Consider the following 18133-nt stretch of genomic DNA (forward strand, 5'->3'; position numbering starts at 1 on the left):
CAGCGAGGCGACCGTCAGGTGAAGACGACCGTCCGGTGCCCGTTGAGCAGAATGCGGTGCTCCGCGTGCCACTTGACGGCGCGGGCCAGCGCCTGGCATTCGACGTCACGGCCGATCGCCACCAGCTGCTCAGGGGTGACCTGGTGGCCGACGCGCTCGACCTCCTGCTCGATGATCGGGCCCTCGTCCAGCTCCGCCGTCACATAGTGCGCCGTCGCGCCGATGACCTTCACCCCGCGCGCGTGCGCCTGGTGGTAGGGCTTCGCGCCCTTGAAGCTCGGCAGGAAGGAGTGGTGGATGTTGATGAGCCGGCCGGACAGCTGCTTGCACAGGTCGTCCGAGATCACCTGCATGTAGCGGGCGAGCACGACGAGTTCCACGCCCTCGTCCCTGACCAGCTGGAGCAGCTCGGCCTCGGCGAGCGCCTTGCTGTCCTTGGTGACCGGAATGTGCCGGAACGGGATGTTGTAGGACGCGGCGAGTTCGGCGAAGTCGGTGTGGTTGGACACGACGGCGGCGATCTCCACCGGCAGGGCGCCGATGCTCGCCCGGAACAGCAGGTCGTTCAGGCAGTGGCCGAACTTGGACACCATCAGCACGACCCGCATCCGCTCCTCGGCGCGGTGGATCGCCCACTCCATCCGGAACGAGTCGCCCACGGCGGCGAAGCTGGCGCGCAGTTTCTCCACGGTGACCGGCGTCCCCGCGGAGAAGTGCACCCGCATGAAGAACAGCCCCGTGTCGTGGTCGCCGAACTGTTGGCTGTCCTCGATGTTGCAGCCGGTCATGAAGAGATAGCTCGACACGGCGTGCACGATGCCCTGCCGGTCGGGGCACGACAGCGTCAGCACGTACTGCTCGGACTGCTCGGACGGGGCAGGTGCCGGCCCGGCGACGGCCGGTGGCTGCGGGACGGAGCTCATGACCCCAGAGGATCCCACACCCGCCACCGCCGGGTCAGGCCGTACGCGTCATGATCCGCAGCACGTCGAGCGACTGGGGCACCGTGTCCGGGTCCTCGGCGTCGTTCGCCGCCAGCCGTACGTGCGCCTCACGGGCGGCCCGTACGGCCTCCGGCCAGCCGTGATGCTCCAGATAGGCCGACACGGGCGCGTCGGCCCCGACCTGGTGCATGATGCGCAGCACCCGCAGCACGGCCACGTCCACGAGCGCGGCCTCGCCCGAGTCGCGGAATATCGTGCCGACGTATTTCTCGGCGGACCAGTTGTCCAGCCAGGTGTCCTCGACGAGCCGGTACACGGCGTCGGTGACGTCGCCGTACCCCTCGCGGCCGGCCAGCCAGTAGTCCTGATGGAAAGCGGGATCGGAAAGCATGTGCAGCGCCGAGCGCACGTTGCTGCGCCAGCGCCACCACGGCATGTCAGTAGGCGGCATGCCGACCATGGTGGATGAGCGACGGGCACGACGGGAAGAGTTATCGGAAGCTTGCTGCACGGTCGTTGATCGTACGGTCCGTACGGATGCGACGGTTCGTCCCCCCGCAATTCACCGCGCCGTCACCCGGTGTTGATCCTCCTACACACCAGCGTTACCCGTGAGCCGGAAGCCTGCCTGTCCATGACTGGTCGGCGACGCCCCACCTTGCCTCACCCCTTCCGTACCACCAAGATCCGCGCCCTGTGCGCGGCGCTGGCCGGTGTCCCGCTCCTCGCCGGATGCGGCACGCTCCCCGGCACCTCGGACAACTCCCGGCAGCCCGTCACCGTCATGACCTGGGCGCCGGTGGGTACGAACGCGACGAACCAGCCGGGCATGCCGGCGATGGCGAAGGCGTTCGCCCGCTGGGTCAACAACGCGGGCGGTGTCGACGGCCATCAGCTGCGCATCGTGACGTGCAACGAACGCAACACCGCCTCGGGTGCCGCCGCCTGCGCGCGGGAGGCCGTGGACAAGGACGTGGCGGCGGTCGTCGGTTCGTACAGCCAGTTCGGCCAGCAGTTCCTGGCGCCGCTGGAGGGCGCCTCCATCCCGTACCTGGGCGGTTACGGCCTCACCGACGAGGAGTTCAGCAGCTTCGTCTCGTACCCGGTCAACGGCGGCCAGGCGACGCTCCTCGCGGGCAACGGCAGGCAGCTGTCGGCCGGCTGCGAGAAGACGGCGCTGGTACGGCCCGACACCATCGCGGGGCTCGACCTGCCGAGCCTCCTCGACGCGGGCCTGGCCCAGGGCCGCCGGCCCGCGACCTTCGACATCCGGGCCCCCGAGGACGCGACCGACTACACCAAGCAGGCCGAGAAGGCCCGGGACGACGCCGAGGACGGCGGCTGTGTCACGACGCAGCTCGGCGACCGTACGGAGACGTTCTTCGACTCCTACCGGCGGCTCCCCTACGACGGCAGGGACATCAAGCTGTCGTCGGTGATCGGCTCGGTCGACCAGCCGCTCGTCGACAGCACCGGCGGCAAGAAGGGCCCGCTGGAAGGCGCGCTGGTCACCGGCTGGTACCCGGAGTCGAGTTCCGCCGCGTGGGGGCCGATGCGGGACGTGATCGACAAGGAAGCGTTCGGGGACAACTCGATCGACCCGGACAGCACCGGGGTGCAGACGACCTGGATCGCGTACACGGCGCTCAAGAAGGTCATCGAGTCGATCGACGACGACACCGTCACGGCGCGGAAGATCATGAACGCGCTGAGCCGCGGTGTGACGGTCGACACGGGCGGCCTCACCCCGCCGCTGCGCTGGCGGTACGAGGACATGCTCGGCGCCCCCGGCTTCCCCAGGATCGTCAACAGTGACGTGACGTTCCAGGTGGTGCGCCAGGGGCGGCTGGTGGCTCAGCGGAAGGGCTTCGTGGACGTCGGCAAGATCCTCGCCGGCACCGACGTCAGCTCCTGAGGCGAGCGGGCCTCACAGCTCCGTCGAGGCCCGCTTCGTGAGCCCGTACTTCGTCGCGATCGAGTTCCACAGCTTCGACGCCTGGTTCTTGGCCTTCGTGGCGTCGCCGCTCGACCGGTTGGCCTGGGCGGCGGCCTGCGTCCTGCGCGGGTGGCCGCCCTTGCAGTTCTTGCCGCGCTTGGACTGGTCGGCCCAGTCCGCGTAGTGGTCGTCGGCCGCGGCCGAGGCCTGCCAGCCGTCGGTGAGGGAGGACGCCAGCTCCTCGTGGTTCGGGAGCTGGTCGATCGACAGGCCCTTGAGCTGGTCGACGAGCGCCCTGCGCTGGCCCGCCGCGTCACGCAGGTCGTCGGACGCCTGGTCCAGGTTGTCGCAGGACCCGATGTTGCCGACCGCCCTGATGACCGCCGCGCGGCTGTTGTTGCTGGTCGCGAGGAGCTTGTCGAGTGATTCGGCCTGCGGCTTCGCCGGGTCGTCCGCCGTCTGCGAGGACGGCGCCGTGGCGGGTGAACTCGCCGAAGAGACGTTGTCGCTGTCGTCCTGCTTCTTGTCGTCGCCACCGCTCATCAGCGCGCCGGCGCCGAGCCCGATGATGGCGCAGCCGACGACGACGGCGGCGATCAGCGGGCCCTTGGACGATTTGCGGCGCCCCGCGCCCCTGCCCTGCGGCGGCTGCGGTTCGTAGCCGGCCGGCTGGGGCTCGTACGCCCGCGGCGGGCGCGGCGGGCCCGCGTTGTACTGGTCGAACTGCGGGAGCTGCTGGGTCGAGTCCGGGCTCTCCTGCCCGTTCTGCCCCGCCGGGCCCTCGGTGCGGAAGAGGCTGTCGAACTCGGCGGGCGGCGTCCGGTCCTCCGGCTCCCCCTGCCGGATTCCGTACGCGTCGCCGGGCGGCGGCGTCGGGGGGTCCTGGGCGGGGACGGGCGCGATGAACTGCGTGGCCTGCTCGTCGGGCCCCGAGCCGTGCTGCTGCGGCATGTGGGCCGGCATGTGCTGCTGGGACATCTGCGGCGGCATGTGGGCGATGTACTGCGTCGCGTCCTGGTCGCCGCCGGGCACCGGTGGCAGGTACTGCGTCGCGTCGGCGCTGCCCGGCGCGGGCACCTCAGCGGGCAGGGGCTGCGGCAGCGGCTGCGGGCCGCCGTAACTGACGCCCTGCGGCTGGCCGCCGTACGAGGCGCCGTCCTGCGGGCCGTACGACTGCTGGGGGTACCCGGAGCTGTCCTGGTAGGTCTCCTGCTCCTGCGGGCCGTCCTGCGGCCCCCAGGGCTGCCCCCACGGCTGGCCGCCGGCGGGGGCGATGTGCTCCCCGGCCTGCTGGGCCGCCTGCTCCCGCGCGCTGGCGGGGTGCCAGGGCTCGCTGCCGTCACCCGGCAGCACAACGCCTTCGTGCGCGGGCCGAGCGGCGGGGTGCTGCGGCTCATCCCCTTGTCCGCTGTGCGTCACCGGGACTCCTACGTGTGGAACGTGTGGACCTACCGAATCGTCGGTTCACGCTACCGGGTGAATCAGGGGCTCGGCCACGCGAGTCGTCCCGGCAGGGCTCCGGCCCGTCAAAACGCCGCCATACGGCCGGAATTCGTCCCTCCTACCGTCCTCTCGGCACCCGTCAACCCACGCCGTCAACCCACTGCGTCGACCCACCCGTCGGGCCACCGCGTGAACCCACCCCGTACGTCTGCCCCGGCGACCGCTCCTCACGCCGCCTGGATCTCCAGCCGCGCGCCGAACTCCCGCACCGCGGGCTCGTTCCCGTACGGCTCAAGACGCTGCTGGAGATCGTCCAGATACTCGGCGCCCCTGCTGGAGCGCAGCGTGCCCAGCAGTTCCACCGCGCGGGTGCCGGTCTGGCACGCCTCCTCCACCTCGCGCGCCTGCACCTGGGCCGTGGCCAGCAGGACCAGCCCGATCGCCCGGCGCCGCGCGCGGCTCTCCGGGTGCCCCTCCAGCGCCTCGCCCGCATGCCGGGCCGCCGCCTCGGGACGGCCCAGGTCCCGGTAGCAGTGCGCCAACTCGTCGGCGAGATAGGCCCGGTCGAAGTGGGTGATCCAGTCCGGGTCGTCGCCCGAGACCTCGTTCTCCCCGTCGCCGGCATGCTCCAGCGCCGTCAGCGCCCGCCCGGCGACCGCCTGGCAGGTGCGGTCGTCGCCCAGCAGGGCGTGGCCGCGCGCCTCCGCCGCGTAGAACATGGCCTGCGCGCGCGGCGGCACCTGGCCGCGCGCCCCCTCCTGCGCCGCCCGCGCGAGCTGCGCGATCTCCCGGGGGTTGCCGAGCTGCGCGGCGAGATGGCTCATGGACGCGGCCAGTACGTACCCGCCGTAGCCGCGGTCCCCCGACGCCTGCGCCAGCCGCAGCGCCTGGATGTAGTAGCGCTGCGCCAGCCCCGGCTGGCCGGTGTCGATCGCCATGTACCCGGCGAGTTCGGTGAGTCGGGCGACCGCGCCGAAGAGCCGGCGGCCGACCGCCTCGCGGTACGACCCGGCCAGCAGGCCCGAGACGACGCTGTTCAGGTAGTGCACGACGACCGGGCGCACATGGCCGCTGCCGAAGCGGTGGTCCAGGTCGGTGAGGGCCGCCGTCATGGCCCGTACCGCCTCGACGTCCGAATCGCCCACCCGCGCGCCGGTGGTACGCGCCACCGCCGCGTCAGCGCCGGTGATCAGCCAGTCCCTGCTGGGCTCGACGAGCGCGGACGAGGCGACGGCCGAGCCCGACAGGAAGTCGCGTCTGCCGACGTCGCTCCGCCACAACTCGCTGACCTGCTCGATCGCGCCGATGACCGTCGGCGCGAACTGCAGGCCGATGCCCGAGGCGAGGTTCTTGCCGTTGGCCATGCCGATCTCGTCGATCGTGACCGTACGGGCCAGCTTGCGGCCCAGCGCCTCGGCGATGATGCCCGGCGCGCGCCCGCGCGGCTGCTGCCCGCGCAGCCAGCGCGCCACCGACGTCTTGTCGTAGCGCAGGTCGAGACCGCGCTCGGTCCCGACCAGGTTGACCCGCCGGGCCAGCCCGGCGTTGGAGCACCCGGCCTCCTGGATGAGCGCCTGGAGCCGCTCGTTCGGCTGGCGCGCTACGAGAGGTCTGGCTGCCATGGATACCCCCTGTGGCCGCAGTGATCAGCTCAGCGATCACTGCCCGGCAGTGGTCCGAAGAATGCGCATGTTCGGTGATATCGGAGAAATTCGAATTTCTTCCGGAAACATGGCCCGGAACCCGGGCAGACAGAACTCTCGCACTGTCCCCCGCACAGGGTTACCCCCTGATCGGCACGCTCCCCCACGCGCGCCCCCGCCCATGCACCGGTGCGCCCCGGATGCGGGATCGACGCATTACGGCGCAGGGGGCGCGCGCCCGTAACCCGAGGTGGTGCCGGGAGTTGTGCTGTTCGTGGAAGAGACCATCGGACTCACGGACGCCGCCCAGATCCCGAAGCAGCGGGGCGACCTGCTGCTCGACAGTGCGGTGAGGTACGCGGAAGAGCGGCATTGGGACGTGTGCCCCGGCACCTGGCTCGAACCGGTGGAGGGCGCGGAGCGGTGCTCCTGCGGCGCGAGTGACTGCGTGGCGCCGGGGGCGCACGCCACGGGTCCCGACTGGGCGACGCAGGCGACGGGCAGCGCCGTCGCCGCCCGCGAACTCTGGTCCCAGCAGCCCCTGGCCTCGATCCTGTTGCCGACGGGCCGCACCTTCGACGCCCTGGACGTACCGGAGTCGGCCGGCTTCCTCGCGCTCGCCCGGATGGAGCGGATGGACCTCACACTCGGACCCGTGACCCGCACCCCGGACCGCCGGATGCTGTTCTTCGTCCTCCCTGGCGCCGCCCCCAAGGTCGACGACCTGGTGCGGAAGCTGGGCTGGGCGCCTGCCTCGATCGACCTGGTCGGCCGCGGCGAGGGGCATTACGTGGCCGCCCCGCCGACCCGGATCGGCGGCGCCGCCGTGCAGTGGGCCCGCCGCCCCACCCAGGCGAACCGCTGGCTGCCGGATGCCGACGAGCTGATCAGCCCCCTGACGTACGCGTGCGGCCAGGAGGCCGCGGCGGAACGGTCGCGACGCGCGTGACCTTGAGCCGTCCGTGACCTTCAGGAGCCCCCTGGATGCCCCCTAAGGTGGGTCGTCCATGGGGGACATGAAAGGGGCTGTGCGGGCGATGTCGCAGCAGACAGAGGAAAAGGCACCAGCGGTCCGCGTCGAGGGGCTGTGGAAGCGCTTCGGTGAGCAGATCGCCGTCGCCGGTATCGATCTGGAGCTGCCCGCAGGCCAGTTCATCGGTCTGGTCGGCCCCAACGGCGCGGGAAAGACCACCACCCTGTCGATGATCACGGGCCTGCTGCGGCCCGACCAGGGCCGGGTGAACGTGGCCGGGTACGACGTGTGGCGCGACCCGGCCGAGGTCAAGGCCCGGATCGGGGTCCTGCCCGAGGGCCTGCGGCTCTTCGAGCGGCTGTCCGGGCGTGAACTCCTCGGCTACATGGGCCGGTTGCGGGGACTGCCCGGCGCCGAGGTCGACAAGCGCGCCACGCAGCTCCTGGACGTACTGGACCTGGCGGGCGCCCAGCACAAACTCGTCGTCGACTACTCGACCGGCATGCGGAAGAAGATCGGGCTCGCCGCAGCGCTGCTGCACAACCCCGAAGTCCTTTTCCTCGACGAGCCGTTCGAGGGCGTCGACCCGGTCTCGGCACAGACGATTCGCGGGGTCCTGGAGCGGTACACGACGTCAGGCGCCACCGTCGTCTTCTCCAGCCACGTGATGGAGCTGGTCGAGTCGCTGTGCGACTGGGTGGCCGTGATGGCCGCCGGCCGCATCCGCGCGCAGGGCACACTCGCCGAGGTACGGGGCGACGCGACGTCGCTGCAGAACGCGTTCCTCGAACTGGTCGGCGCGCAGGGCCGCGACAGCGGCGAGACGCTCGACTGGCTGGGCGGCGCCCGGTGAACACCGCAGCCCTCACCCCCGTCTTCGTCCGGCTGAAGCTCTCGCTCCTGCGCAACGGCCTGCGCCAGTCGTCCGGCAGGGCCGCCGCGTACATCGCCTCGGTCGTCGTCGTGCTGCTCCTCGCCGCCGGCGAACTCCTCGGCCTCGTCCTGCTGCGCGGCCAGGACCACGCGGCGTCGCTGACGGTGCTGCTGACGCTGGTGCTCGCCATCGGCTGGACCGTGATGCCGCTGTTCTTCCCCAGCGGCGACGAAACCCTCGACCCCACCCGGCTGGTGATGCTGCCGCTGCGGCCGCGCCCGCTGATCGGCGCGCTGCTGATCACGTCGCTGGTGGGGATCGGCCCCCTCTTCAGCCTCTGCCTGCTGATCGGCTCGGCCCTCGCGACGGCGCACGGCGCCGCCGCCGTGGTCGTGGCCGTCATCGCCGTACCGCTGGTGCTGCTCGTCGCCGTGGCGCTGGCCCGCGCGGTGGCGGCGGCCAACATCCGGCTGCTGACCTCCCGCAAGGGCCGCGACCTCGCCGTGCTGAGCGGCCTGGTCATCGCGGTCGGTATCCAGGTCGTCAACTTCGGCATCCAGCGCCTCGGCGACGCGGGCGGCCTCTCGGCGCTCACCCCGACGGCCGACGTCGTCCGCTGGATCCCGCCGGCCTCGGCGATCGGCGCGGTGCAGTCGGCGAGCGACGGCTCGTACGGCCGGGCGGTGGCCCAACTCCTGCTGGCCTTCGCGGCCCTGGCCCTCGCGGTGAACGCCTGGCGGCGTTCGCTGGTGAAGCTGATGACGTCCCCTGACGGCTCCACGCTCGCCGCGGCGGAGCCGTCCAGGAAGGAGTCGGCGGGCGGATTCAGCCGGCTGCTGCCGGAGGGCCGTACGGGCACGGTGATGCTGCGCAGCCTGCGGTACGTGTGGCGCGACCCGAAGACGAAGGCGGCGTGGGTCACTTCGCTGGTGATCGGCCTGATCGTGCCGCTGTTCAACGCGCTTCAGGGGGCGGGCACGATCTACTTCGCGTGCTTCGCCGCGGGGATGCTCGGCATCCAGATGTACAACCAGTTCGGCCAGGACACGTCCGCGTTCTGGATGGTCGCGCAGACGATCTCTACGACGCGCGACGCGTACGCCGAACTGCGGGCGCGCGCCTTGGCGTTGCTGCTGATCACGCTGCCGTACTCGGCGCTTGTCACGCTGGCGACGGCGGCGCTGCTCGGCGACTGGAGCGCGTTCACCGAGGCGCTGGGCCTCTCGTTCGCGCTGCTGGGCGCGATGCTGGCGACGGGCGCTGTGGCGTCGGCGCGGTTCCCGTACTCCATCCCGCAGGACAGCGGCTACAAGAACGTGGCCCCCGGCCAGGCGGGCCTGGCCTGGATCTCCATCTTCGGCGGCATGCTGGGCGCGGCGCTGCTGTGCGCGCCGGTCCTGGCCGTGACGATCTGGCTCCACGTGTCGGGCCAGACGTCCTGGACCTGGCTCCTGCTCCCGGTGGGCGCGGCGTACGGGGCGCTGATCGCGTGGACGGGCCTGAAACTGGCGGCCCCGCAGACGTCGTCACGCCTACCGGAAATCTTGCTGGCCGTCAGCAAGGGCTGACGTTTGGTTGCGGGTCTTGGTTGCGGTTGTCGCCGGGTGCCGTTCCGGGGTCGTGTCCTGCGCTGCGGTGTCGCCGTCCGGCGCGGTTCGGGGTTGCGGGCCTTGGTTGCTGTCGTCGCCGGGTGTCGTTCCGGGGTCGCGTCCTGCGCGGTGTCGCCGTCCGGCGCGGGTCGGTTGGCGGTTGTGGTTGCGGTCGTTGCCGGGTGCCGTTCCGGGGTCGCGTCCTGCGCTGCATGATTTACGGCGCGTGCTCGTCTGACGCGGAGCCACCGCCGAGATGCGCCACAAATCACGCTCTACGCTCCGGACACCACCCCTGCACGACCCCCTTCACCCCAGCCGTCACAGACACGCGTGCCCGACCACCAAGGGACGGCGGCCGGGCGTCCACGCCAGGGACGTGTCCCCGGCCCGCAGGTCACCGCTCACCCGCGGTGACGCGGGCGGGTGTGGCTGACCGCCGGGGGGAGGGGGCCGGGGCCGGAGGAGGGGGGTGTCCGGACGTAAAGCGAAGGAGCTCATGCGACAAGCAGTCCGGACACCCCCCTCCGCAGGACCCGGACACCGGCACGAACGACAACAACCGCAACCACCGGACCCGGCCGCCCCCGCCGGACGGCGACACCGCGCCGGACGGCGTCAGCGCGTCAGCGCGTCAGCACGCCGTTCAGGAACGGCTCTATCGCCGCTCGCCATTCCTCCGGGCGGCTGTAGTGCAGCAAGTTCCCGCCGTCCGCTATCTCCGCGTACTGCCCGCGCGGCAGCACCCGCACCATCTCCTGCGCCTCCGCGCGGCCCAGTTCGCTGTCCGGGCCGCGGACCACCAGCGACGGGCACTGGACCTGGGCCAGTTCCTCCCAGTGCGCGTCGTGGACCCACGTCTCGCGCGTCGTGAGCATCTGGCGGCGGGAGAAGACCGGGTACCAGCCGTCCGCCCGCTCCGTCATGACCTCCGCGAAGAACTCGCCGCGCGTCGCGCTCGGCTGTTCCAGCCAGGCGTCGTCCTCGCCGAAGAACTGTCTGACATCCGCGAGCGAGGCGAAGGGGACGGGCCAGGTGCTGAACCAGTCCTCCCAGGCCCGCTGGGACGCCGCGCCGGGGGCCGACGCGCGCATGTCGCAGATCACCAGGGCCCGCACCAGGTCGGGGCGCTTCGCGGCGAGCTGCCACGCGGTCAGCGCGCCCATCGCGTGGCCGATGAGGGTGACGGGGCCCAGGCCGAGCTGTTCGATCGCGGCTTCCGCGTCGGACACGTACACGTCCCGGCTGAACGGGCCCTCCGTCGGTTTGTCGCTGGCGCCGTGGCCCCGCTGGTCCAGGGCGACCGCGCGGTGCCGGCCCGCGAGCCAGTGGGCCGTGGAGGCCCAGTGCGAGGCCTGGCCCATGAGTCCGTGGAGCATTAAGACGCCGGAGGCGGACGGCGCTCCCGGCGCCGTGAAGTCCCAGGCAGCCAGGCGTACGCCATCGGCTCCGGTCACATCGATGCGTTGCGCCACTGTCCCTGGCACCCCCTTCGGTTCTCTGATCTGAGCTCACGTTCCGGGTGGTCGCCCCGGATACCGCCAGACTATCGAACTAGCATTCGAAAATACGGTTCCGCCACCCAACATCGCTCGTTCGAGTGACCACGCTCAAGGATTGGAGCCCGTGGCCGAGGGGAGATCTTCTTCGGGAGGCGGACCGCTCGGGGATGACGGTCCGCGGGAGCCGGCCCTGGGAGCTCGGGGCTCCGGGTCGGCGCAGGGGAGGACGGGCTCCGGTACCGCGAGGTGCCGGAGCCGTCCCCACTCCGTACCCGCGCAGCGGCGCACGGGGTCGCACAAGGCAGGCGCGGACGCGCGAACGGCGCACAACCCTGCTCCCTCCCCGACCGAGGGGCGAACCCCGGGCCGACGCTTCAGGTCATCGCCACAGCGACAGCCTGGCACGCGATTCGCCCGACCGCTGCCATTCCGGCCGGAAATCTCCCGGCGTGCGCGGGCGCATTCGTCAGCGCTTGGCGACGAACACGTGCGAGGCGACCTCCGAGCCCAGCTCGGCGGCCTCGCCGCTGCTGCCGACCATCACGCCGCCGGGGGACGCCGTCACGCTCACGACGGAGCCGGGCTGGACGCCCGCGCGCCGCAGCGAGTGCATGAGCTGCGCGTCCGTCTGGATCGGCTCGCCGATGCGGCGGACGACCACGGTCTTGCCCTCGCTGCCCGGGTCCAGCTCGGCCAGGCTCACCATGCCGGCGTCCAGGAACGGATCCGCCTTGGCCGCCTCGCCCAGCTCTTCGAGACCCGGGATCGGGTTTCCGTACGGCGACTCCGTCGGGTGGCGCAAAAGCTCCATCACCCGCAGCTCCACCGCCTCACTCATCACATGCTCCCAGCGGCACGCCTCGGCGTGCACCTGCTCCCACTCCAGGCCGATCACGTCGACCAGGAGACACTCGGCGAGCCTGTGCTTGCGCATCACGCGCGTCGCCAGCATGCGGCCTTCGTCGGTCAGCTCCAGATGCCGGTCACCCGCGACCTGCACCAGACCGTCGCGCTCCATGCGCGCCACGGTCTGGCTGACCGTCGGGCCGCTCTGGTCCAGGCGCTCCGCGATCCGGGCGCGCATCGGGACCACACCTTCCTCTTCGAGTTCGAGGATGGTGCGGAGGTACATCTCCGTCGTGTCGATCAGTCCGGACATACGTGCCCCTCGGTAAATCGTGCGCTGGCCCTGACCCCAATTCTGACGCATACCGCTGACAACCGTGCCGCGGCGACGAGAGGCGTATTGACAGAGCAATGGTCCAGACCTCAACGTGATCGGCGGCACAGGCATTCCCCACCCCCTTCGAAGGGCTCCTCGATGAGCGAGAGCAAGCTGGCCGGTCAGTTCCTCGATGCCGCGATCGGTCTGCTGCAGCGCGTACGGGACGAGGAGACGGAGTCCGTCGCGGCGGCCGGCGCCCTGATCGCCGACGCCGTCGCCGGGGGGAACCGGCTGTTCGCCTTCGGCGCGGGACACTCCTCGCTCGCCGCGCAGGACGTCGTCTACCGGGCCGGCGGCTTCGCCCTGATGAACCTCCTGTGCGTACCGGGCACGACGGGTGTCGACGTGATCCCCGCGACGCTCGGCTCAGGTCTCGAACACGTCGAGGGGCTGGCCGGTACCGTGCTCCGCGCGTCGCCCGCGACCTCGGGCGATGTGCTCGTGGTCATCTCGCTGTCCGGGCGCAACACACTGCCCGTCGAGATGGCGACGGCCGCGCGCGAGCGCGGTCTGAAGGTGATCGGCGTGACGTCCGTCGCGTACGCGGCCGGGACGGAGTCCCGGAACGCCACGGGCACCTTCCTCAAGGACCACTGCGACGTCGTGCTGGACAGCAAGATCGCGATCGGTGACGCCGAGCTGACCGCCGACGGCATCGAGGCGCCGTTCGCCCCCGCCTCGACCGTCGTCACCAGCTCGCTGATGCAGGCGACGATGGCCGCCGCCGCCGGGCAGCTCGCCGAGCGCGGCATCGAGCCGCCGCTGCTGCGGTCGGCCAATGTCAGCGGCGGGCGCGAATGGAACAGCCGGGTCATGGACGAGTACCGCGACCGGATCTTCTACCACCACTGACGCAGCCGCCGTGCGGCGATGAGCGGACGCGGCGCTCGGGCGATCGGCCCGGGGTCAGTGCTCGGGCAGCGCGCGGGCGAGATCCAGTGACGTCGCGATCCTGATCGTCACGTCCTCCGCGTACGCCGCGTCGGGCCGTTCGAACGCGGCCCTGCTGGCGCCGCGCAGGAACGTCACGACACCGAGCGACCTGCCGCGGCTGCGCAGCACCGTGCACAGCGCGTGCGTCGCGTCCGGCGGCCACTGCCGGGACGCCGCCCAGGTCGGCGACGGCGCGCCGCCGCCGGGCCTGGCGGGCGCGCTCGCCCGTACGGAACCGATGCGCTCCATCGCCTGGAGCGCCGGATGCCCGTCCATGTACCGCACCGGTATGCCGCCCGCCTCCACCGGCATGCTCGGCCCCGAGGCGCCGGTGGGCGTCGCCGCCGCCCGTACCAGCCGTACGGGCGCGTCGAGGCCGGACAGACCGGCGCCGGGTCCGGTCCGCGGTTCGGCGACCAGGTCGATCAGGGCGTGGTCGGCGAAGCCGGCCAGCGCGAAGTCGAGATAGACCGTCGCCGCCTCCGTCGGGTCCTCGCACTCGGCTGCCGCCCGGCCCGCCCGGTGGAGCTGGCTGGAGCGGAACCGCAGCCGGTCGCCCTCCTGCGCGGCGACCTTCACATCCGTCACGTCCATGAACAGCCAGCCGACGCCCAGCGGCACCGGCTCCTCGGCGAGCGGCGACGCCAGCCGCAGGAAGCCGCTGCGCCAGCAGCGCCGCCGCTCCCCCTCGGCCGTACGGACCGTCACCCACAGCTCGACGAGACCGCTGGGCGCGCCCTCGGCGAGTACGTGGTGCAGCGCCGCCTCCAGCTCGTCCACGCCCTGGGCGATCAGCTCGCCCAGGGGCCTGCCCAGCACCGCCGTACGCCCGGAGCCGAGCGCGCGGGCCGCGTGTCCGTTGACGACGGTCGGCCGCAGATCGACGTCCACGAGGACGACGCCCCAGGCCGCCTCCTCGAACAGCGCCTCGCTCAGGGCTATGGAGCGCTCAAGATCGATCTGGGCGTGGACCTCGCTGAAGGCGCAGTAGACCCCGGCGGGTGCGCCGTCGGCGCTGCGCACCCCGGCCGACTGGGTCCGTACGAGCACCCGGCCGCCGTCCTTGCGCAGCAGCGCGAATTCGTGCACCTGGCGGCCGGGGGTGGTCATGGCGGACATCAGCCGCGACTGCACCTCGTCCGCGTCGGCCGTACGGACGGCCCAGCCCGCGAAGCCGTGCCGGCCGACGGCTTCCTCGGCGGACCAGCCGAGCACGCGCTCGGCCTCGCGGTTCCAGTGGGTGATCACGCCGTCGGCGTCGAAGGCGCAGAGCGCCGCGTCCATGCCGTCCAGCAGGGCGGCGAGCAGGTCGGACCCAGGCCCTGACGCCGGATCCGGGCCGGGCACGTTGGTGGTCTCGCTCCGAGAAGCACTCATGCCGGCACCCCCTACAGGACGCTACGCGCGTCCAGATCATTCAACTAGAACGTGACACACCACACACAAGGTTCCCGCAAATCGGGCCGCTCAACAATCAGGACTTAGGGCCTGATCCAAACGACAGGCCCTTAAATCCCTTGAGCCTTCCGCGACAGCGGCCTAACGTGTGACGCACACCGAAAGGAGGTGATCCGGAAGATGCATTCAGTCCGGACAAGTGAGGTGGCTGCGGGCTAACGGCTCGCTGTCGCACTCTCGTAGTGCTCGGCCGGTCTACGGCCGAAATCCCAAGCAGTCACCCGATCCGCGGGCCGCCGGTAAGTCCGGCCGGCTCCCTCCACGGAGGGACCATGGCCCGCGGATCGTCTGCGTTCCGGCCCGCCCTTGTCGCGGGCCTCTTGTCGTTACGAGCAGCGGCGGCTACGGGCAGAGGCGCTCGACGCGCCAGTGCCGTCCCTCCGCCACGTACCGCAGCCGGTCGTGCAGCCGGTTCTCGTGGCCCTGCCAGAACTCGACCGTGCCCGGCGTGATCCGCAGCCCGCCCCAGCGCGGCGGCACCGGCACCTGCTCGCCCTCCGGGTAGCGGGCGGCGAGCTGCTCGTACCGCGCCAGCAGCTCCTCGCGCGTGCCGATCGGCGCCGACTGGTCGCTCGCCCAGGCGCCGAGCTGCGAGCCGTGCGGGCGGGTGCGGAAGTACGCGGCCGTCTCGTCGCGGCCGATCCGCGCCACCCTGCCGGTGACGACGACCTGGCGGGCCAGCTGGTGCCAGGGGAAGAGCAGCGAGACGTACGGGTTCGCCGCGATCTCCTGGCCCTTGCGGGACGTGTAGTTGGTGAAGAAGACGAAGCCCTGGCCGTCGTAGTGCTTGAGCAGCACCGTCCGGGACGACGGACGGCCGTCGGGGGTCGCGGTGGAGACGACCATCGCGTTCGGTTCGTGAAGTCCGCACTCCGCCGTCTCCTTGAACCAGCGGGCGAACTGGTCCATGGGGTCGGCCGCGAGGTCCGACTCCAGGAGCGGGGTCGAGCGGTACTGCTCGCGCATGGCGGCGGGATCGTGGTTCTCGTGAGGCACGGGCTCATCCTGCACCAGGGGGAGCCGTGGCCGCCGGGCAGTGCCGGACATCACGCCGCCCGGCCGCCGCCCGCGCCCGGCGCAGCCGCTATCGTTCCTGCCTCCTGCTCGCACGCCCGAGCCGATACCAACCGCTGAGGAGCCGCCCGATGTCCGACTTCGTACCCGGACTCGAAGGAGTCGTCGCGTTCGAGACGGAGATCGCCGAACCCGACAAGGAAGGCGGCGCGCTGCGCTACCGCGGCGTCGACATCGAGGACCTGGTGGGCCACGTCTCGTTCGGGAACGTGTGGGGGCTGCTGGTCGACGGCGCCTTCAACCCCGGGCTGCCGCCCGCCGAGCCGTTCCCGCTGCCCGTGCACTCGGGCGACATCCGGGTCGACGTGCAGGCGGCGCTGGCGATGCTCGCGCCTGCCTGGGGGCTGAAGCCGCTGCTCGACATCGACGAGGCCACGGCGCGCGACGATCTGGCGCGCGCCGCCGTCATGGCGCTGTCGTACGTGGCGCAGTCGGCGCGCGGGCAGGGCGTGCCGATGGTGCCGCAGCGGGAGATAGACCAGGCGGAGACGGTCGTCGAGCGGTTCATGATCCGCTGGCGCGGTGAGCCGGACCCGAAGCATGTGAAGGCCGTCGACGCGTACTGGACGTCGGCCGCCGAACACGGCATGAACGCCTCGACGTTCACCGCGCGCGTGATCGCGTCGACCGGCGCGGACGTGGCGGCGGCCCTGTCGGGCGCCGTCGGCGCGATGTCGGGTCCGCTGCACGGCGGGGCGCCCTCGCGGGTCCTCGGCATGATCGAGGAGATCGAGCGCACCGGCGACGCCGCCGCGTACGTACGGCAGGCCCTGGACAGGGGCGAGCGGCTGATGGGCTTCGGGCACCGGGTGTACCGGGCCGAGGACCCGCGGGCGCGCGTACTGCGCCGTACGGCCAAGGAGTTGGGCGCGCCGCGCTTCGAGGTGGCGGAGGCGCTGGAGCGGGCGGCGCTGGACGAGCTGCACGCGCGCAGGCCCGACCGGGTGCTGGCGACGAACGTGGAGTTCTGGGCGGCGATCGTGCTGGACTTCGCGGAGGTGCCCGCGCCCATGTTCACGTCGATGTTCACCTGTGCCCGTACGGCGGGCTGGTCGGCGCACATCCTGGAGCAGAAACGCACCGGACGGCTGGTGCGCCCTTCGGCGCGCTATGTGGGCCCCGCGTCGCGCGACCCCCGGGAGATCGACGGGTACGACGCGATCTGACCGTGCGCGGTCGTCACACGGCGGGTGGCCGCAGCGCCTCCTCGATCAGCGCGGACCACTGCGCGACCACCCGCTCGCGGCGCCTGCCGTCGTCCGTCAGCAGATTGGCGAGGCCGAGGCCGCGCGCCATGTCCAACAGCCCCTGGACGGTTTCCCGTACGCCGGGCAGCGACTCGTCTGCGGCCAGCAGCTCCACCGCGATGCGGTGTGCCTCACGCCCGACATGAGCCTCCAACTCGGTTACGCGCGGCCGTAGTTGGTCCTCGTTGGCGGCGGCGACCCAGAGTTGGAGCGCGGCCCGGAACAGCGGCCCCGTGAACAGCGCGACGATCCCGTCGACCGCTTCCCTGCGGTGGCCAGGCCCGGCCGGTACGAGGGCGCGCAGCGCGCTGGAGCGTTCCTCCGCTACGTACTCGACCGCGGCGGTGAACAGGTCCTCCCGGGTGGGGAAATGGTGCTGCGCCGCGCCGCGCGAGACCCCGGCGCGCTCGGCCACGACGGCGACCGTGGAGCCCGCCCAGCCGACCTCGGCGAGACAGGCCACGGCGGCCTCCAGCAGCCGCCGCCTGGTGGCCCGGCTGCGGTCCTGTTTGGGCGCGGCTACCGTACCCATACGGGGTCCCGCCGTTCGAGGAACGCCGCGATGCCTTCCCTGGCCTCGGTGGTGATGAAGTACGAGGCGGACCGCTGCACCAGATCCTCCGCGTGCTCGTCGAACCCGGCCAGCACCGCCGCGTTGAGCAGTTTCTTGGACTCCGCGAGGCCGCGCGGCGACGCCCGGCGCAGCCCGTCGAGTACGACGTCGAGCGCGGCGTCCACATCGTCGGCGGCCTCGGTGATCAGCCCCGCCCTGACGGCGGCCGCCGCGTCGAAGCGCTCCCCCGTGAGGTAGTAGCGGGAGGCGGCGCGCGGCTCTATGCGCGGCAGCAGCGGCAGCGAGATCACGGCGGGTGCGACGCCGATGCGTACCTCGGTGAAGGCGAAGTCGGACGTGCGGTCGGCGAGCGCGATGTCGCACGCGCCGAGCAGACCGAGCCCGCCGGCTCTGACATGGCCGCTCACCCGGGCCACGACGGGCTTGGGCAGTTCGACGATCTGCCGCATGAGACCGACGAAGGTGTACGGGTTGGCCGGGCTCTTGAGGTCGGCGCCGGCGCTGAAGGTGGAGCCGCTGTGGGTGAGCACCACGGCGCGCACCGACGGGTCCTTGCCGCAGGCGCCGAGGGCTTCGCCGAGCGCGGCGACGAGCTGGGCCGAGAGGGCGTTGCGGTTCTCCGCCGAGTCCAGGGTGAGGGTGGTGATGCCGCGCTCGTGCGCGACGGCCACCGCTCCCCGTTGTCCCCGCGGCTCTCTCGGCTGTCCCGGCGTTTGTT

The 18133-nt window shown here is 71.9% G+C and carries 16 protein-coding genes; 6 read left to right on the forward strand and 10 right to left on the reverse strand.

The genetic code is table 11. From position 1 onward, the window contains the following. Positions 1 to 14: 14 nt before the first annotated feature. Entirely contained in the window at positions 15 to 923 is a 909-nt protein-coding gene (gene purU, locus OHS57_RS16410; RefSeq protein ID WP_041988529.1) for a formyltetrahydrofolate deformylase, read from the reverse strand. 34 nt (positions 924 to 957) lie between these two features. Beyond that, a complete protein-coding gene (locus OHS57_RS16415) occupies positions 958 to 1404 on the reverse strand; it encodes an SCO4402 family protein (protein ID WP_041988526.1) in 447 nt (148 codons plus the stop codon). Positions 1405 to 1578: 174 nt separating this feature from the next. Here OHS57_RS16415 and OHS57_RS16420 point away from each other — a divergent pair, with 174 nt between their 5' ends. Beyond that, positions 1579 to 2859 carry an ABC transporter substrate-binding protein gene (locus OHS57_RS16420; RefSeq protein ID WP_328582434.1) on the forward strand — a complete coding sequence of 427 codons (1281 nt, stop codon included), beginning with the start codon at positions 1579 to 1581 and terminating at the stop codon, positions 2857 to 2859. A gap of 12 nt (positions 2860 to 2871) precedes the next feature. Here the strand turns inward: OHS57_RS16420 and OHS57_RS16425 are convergent, their stop codons facing one another. Then, complete coding sequence (locus tag OHS57_RS16425; RefSeq protein ID WP_328582435.1) at positions 2872 to 4299, reverse strand: hypothetical protein; 1428 nt, start codon at positions 4297 to 4299, stop codon at positions 2872 to 2874. A 251-nt stretch (positions 4300 to 4550) separates the two neighbouring features. Next, positions 4551 to 5945 (reverse strand): transcriptional regulator, encoded by a 1395-nt coding sequence (locus tag OHS57_RS16430; protein ID WP_328582436.1) that lies wholly within the window; start codon positions 5943 to 5945, stop codon positions 4551 to 4553. A gap of 286 nt (positions 5946 to 6231) precedes the next feature. Here OHS57_RS16430 and OHS57_RS16435 point away from each other — a divergent pair, with 286 nt between their 5' ends. The 3 genes from OHS57_RS16435 to OHS57_RS16445 all read left to right on the forward strand — a co-directional run bounded on the left by OHS57_RS16435 (position 6232) and on the right by OHS57_RS16445 (position 9381). Beyond that, entirely contained in the window at positions 6232 to 6915 is a 684-nt protein-coding gene (locus OHS57_RS16435) for a bifunctional DNA primase/polymerase (RefSeq protein ID WP_328582437.1), read from the forward strand. A gap of 88 nt (positions 6916 to 7003) precedes the next feature. After that, entirely contained in the window at positions 7004 to 7792 is a 789-nt protein-coding gene (locus tag OHS57_RS16440) for an ABC transporter ATP-binding protein (protein ID WP_328582438.1), read from the forward strand. Then, positions 7789 to 9381 carry a transporter gene (locus OHS57_RS16445; protein WP_328582439.1) on the forward strand — a complete coding sequence of 531 codons (1593 nt, stop codon included), beginning with the start codon at positions 7789 to 7791 and terminating at the stop codon, positions 9379 to 9381. Before OHS57_RS16440 ends, OHS57_RS16445 begins: the two co-directional genes overlap by 4 nt. A 647-nt stretch (positions 9382 to 10028) precedes the next feature. Here the strand turns inward: OHS57_RS16445 and OHS57_RS16450 are convergent. Then, entirely contained in the window at positions 10029 to 10877 is an 849-nt protein-coding gene (locus tag OHS57_RS16450) for an alpha/beta fold hydrolase (protein ID WP_328582440.1), read from the reverse strand. Between the two features lie 493 nt (positions 10878 to 11370). Continuing rightward, the gene (locus tag OHS57_RS16455; RefSeq protein ID WP_041988514.1) at positions 11371 to 12063 is read right to left on the reverse strand and encodes a metal-dependent transcriptional regulator; all 693 of its coding nucleotides are present in this window, start codon (positions 12061 to 12063) and stop codon (positions 11371 to 11373) included. Positions 12064 to 12225: 162 nt separating this feature from the next. Here OHS57_RS16455 and OHS57_RS16460 point away from each other — a divergent pair, with 162 nt between their 5' ends. Beyond that, positions 12226 to 12981, forward strand: coding sequence for an SIS domain-containing protein (locus tag OHS57_RS16460; RefSeq protein WP_328582441.1), 756 nt, complete (start codon positions 12226 to 12228; stop codon positions 12979 to 12981). Between the two features lie 54 nt (positions 12982 to 13035). Here the strand turns inward: OHS57_RS16460 and OHS57_RS16465 are convergent, their stop codons facing one another. Together OHS57_RS16465 and pdxH are read right to left on the reverse strand one after the other, a co-directional pair. Beyond that, positions 13036 to 14439 (reverse strand): PAS domain-containing protein, encoded by a 1404-nt coding sequence (locus OHS57_RS16465; protein ID WP_328582442.1) that lies wholly within the window; start codon positions 14437 to 14439, stop codon positions 13036 to 13038. Positions 14440 to 14862: 423 nt separating this feature from the next. Then, on the reverse strand, positions 14863 to 15486 hold the full coding sequence (gene pdxH, locus OHS57_RS16470; RefSeq protein ID WP_328585082.1) for a pyridoxamine 5'-phosphate oxidase: 624 nt from the start codon (positions 15484 to 15486) through the stop codon (positions 14863 to 14865). Positions 15487 to 15665: 179 nt separating this feature from the next. On the opposite strand from pdxH, the gene OHS57_RS16475 reads away from it, so the two are divergent. Next, the gene (locus tag OHS57_RS16475; RefSeq protein WP_328582443.1) at positions 15666 to 16760 is read left to right on the forward strand and encodes a citrate synthase 2; all 1095 of its coding nucleotides are present in this window, start codon (positions 15666 to 15668) and stop codon (positions 16758 to 16760) included. Positions 16761 to 16773: 13 nt separating this feature from the next. On the opposite strand, the gene OHS57_RS16480 is transcribed toward OHS57_RS16475, so the two are convergent. Together OHS57_RS16480 and OHS57_RS16485 are read right to left on the reverse strand one after the other, a co-directional pair. Next, on the reverse strand, positions 16774 to 17373 hold the full coding sequence (locus OHS57_RS16480; protein WP_328582444.1) for a TetR/AcrR family transcriptional regulator: 600 nt from the start codon (positions 17371 to 17373) through the stop codon (positions 16774 to 16776). After that, positions 17361 to 18086, reverse strand: coding sequence for an enoyl-CoA hydratase family protein (locus OHS57_RS16485; protein ID WP_041988502.1), 726 nt, complete (start codon positions 18084 to 18086; stop codon positions 17361 to 17363). The genes OHS57_RS16480 and OHS57_RS16485 overlap by 13 nt, the downstream gene beginning before the upstream one ends. Positions 18087 to 18133: the final 47 nt, after the last annotated feature.

Source organism: Streptomyces sp. NBC_00370 (assembly GCF_036084755.1).
Taxonomy (GTDB): Bacteria; Actinomycetota; Actinomycetes; order Streptomycetales; family Streptomycetaceae; genus Streptomyces.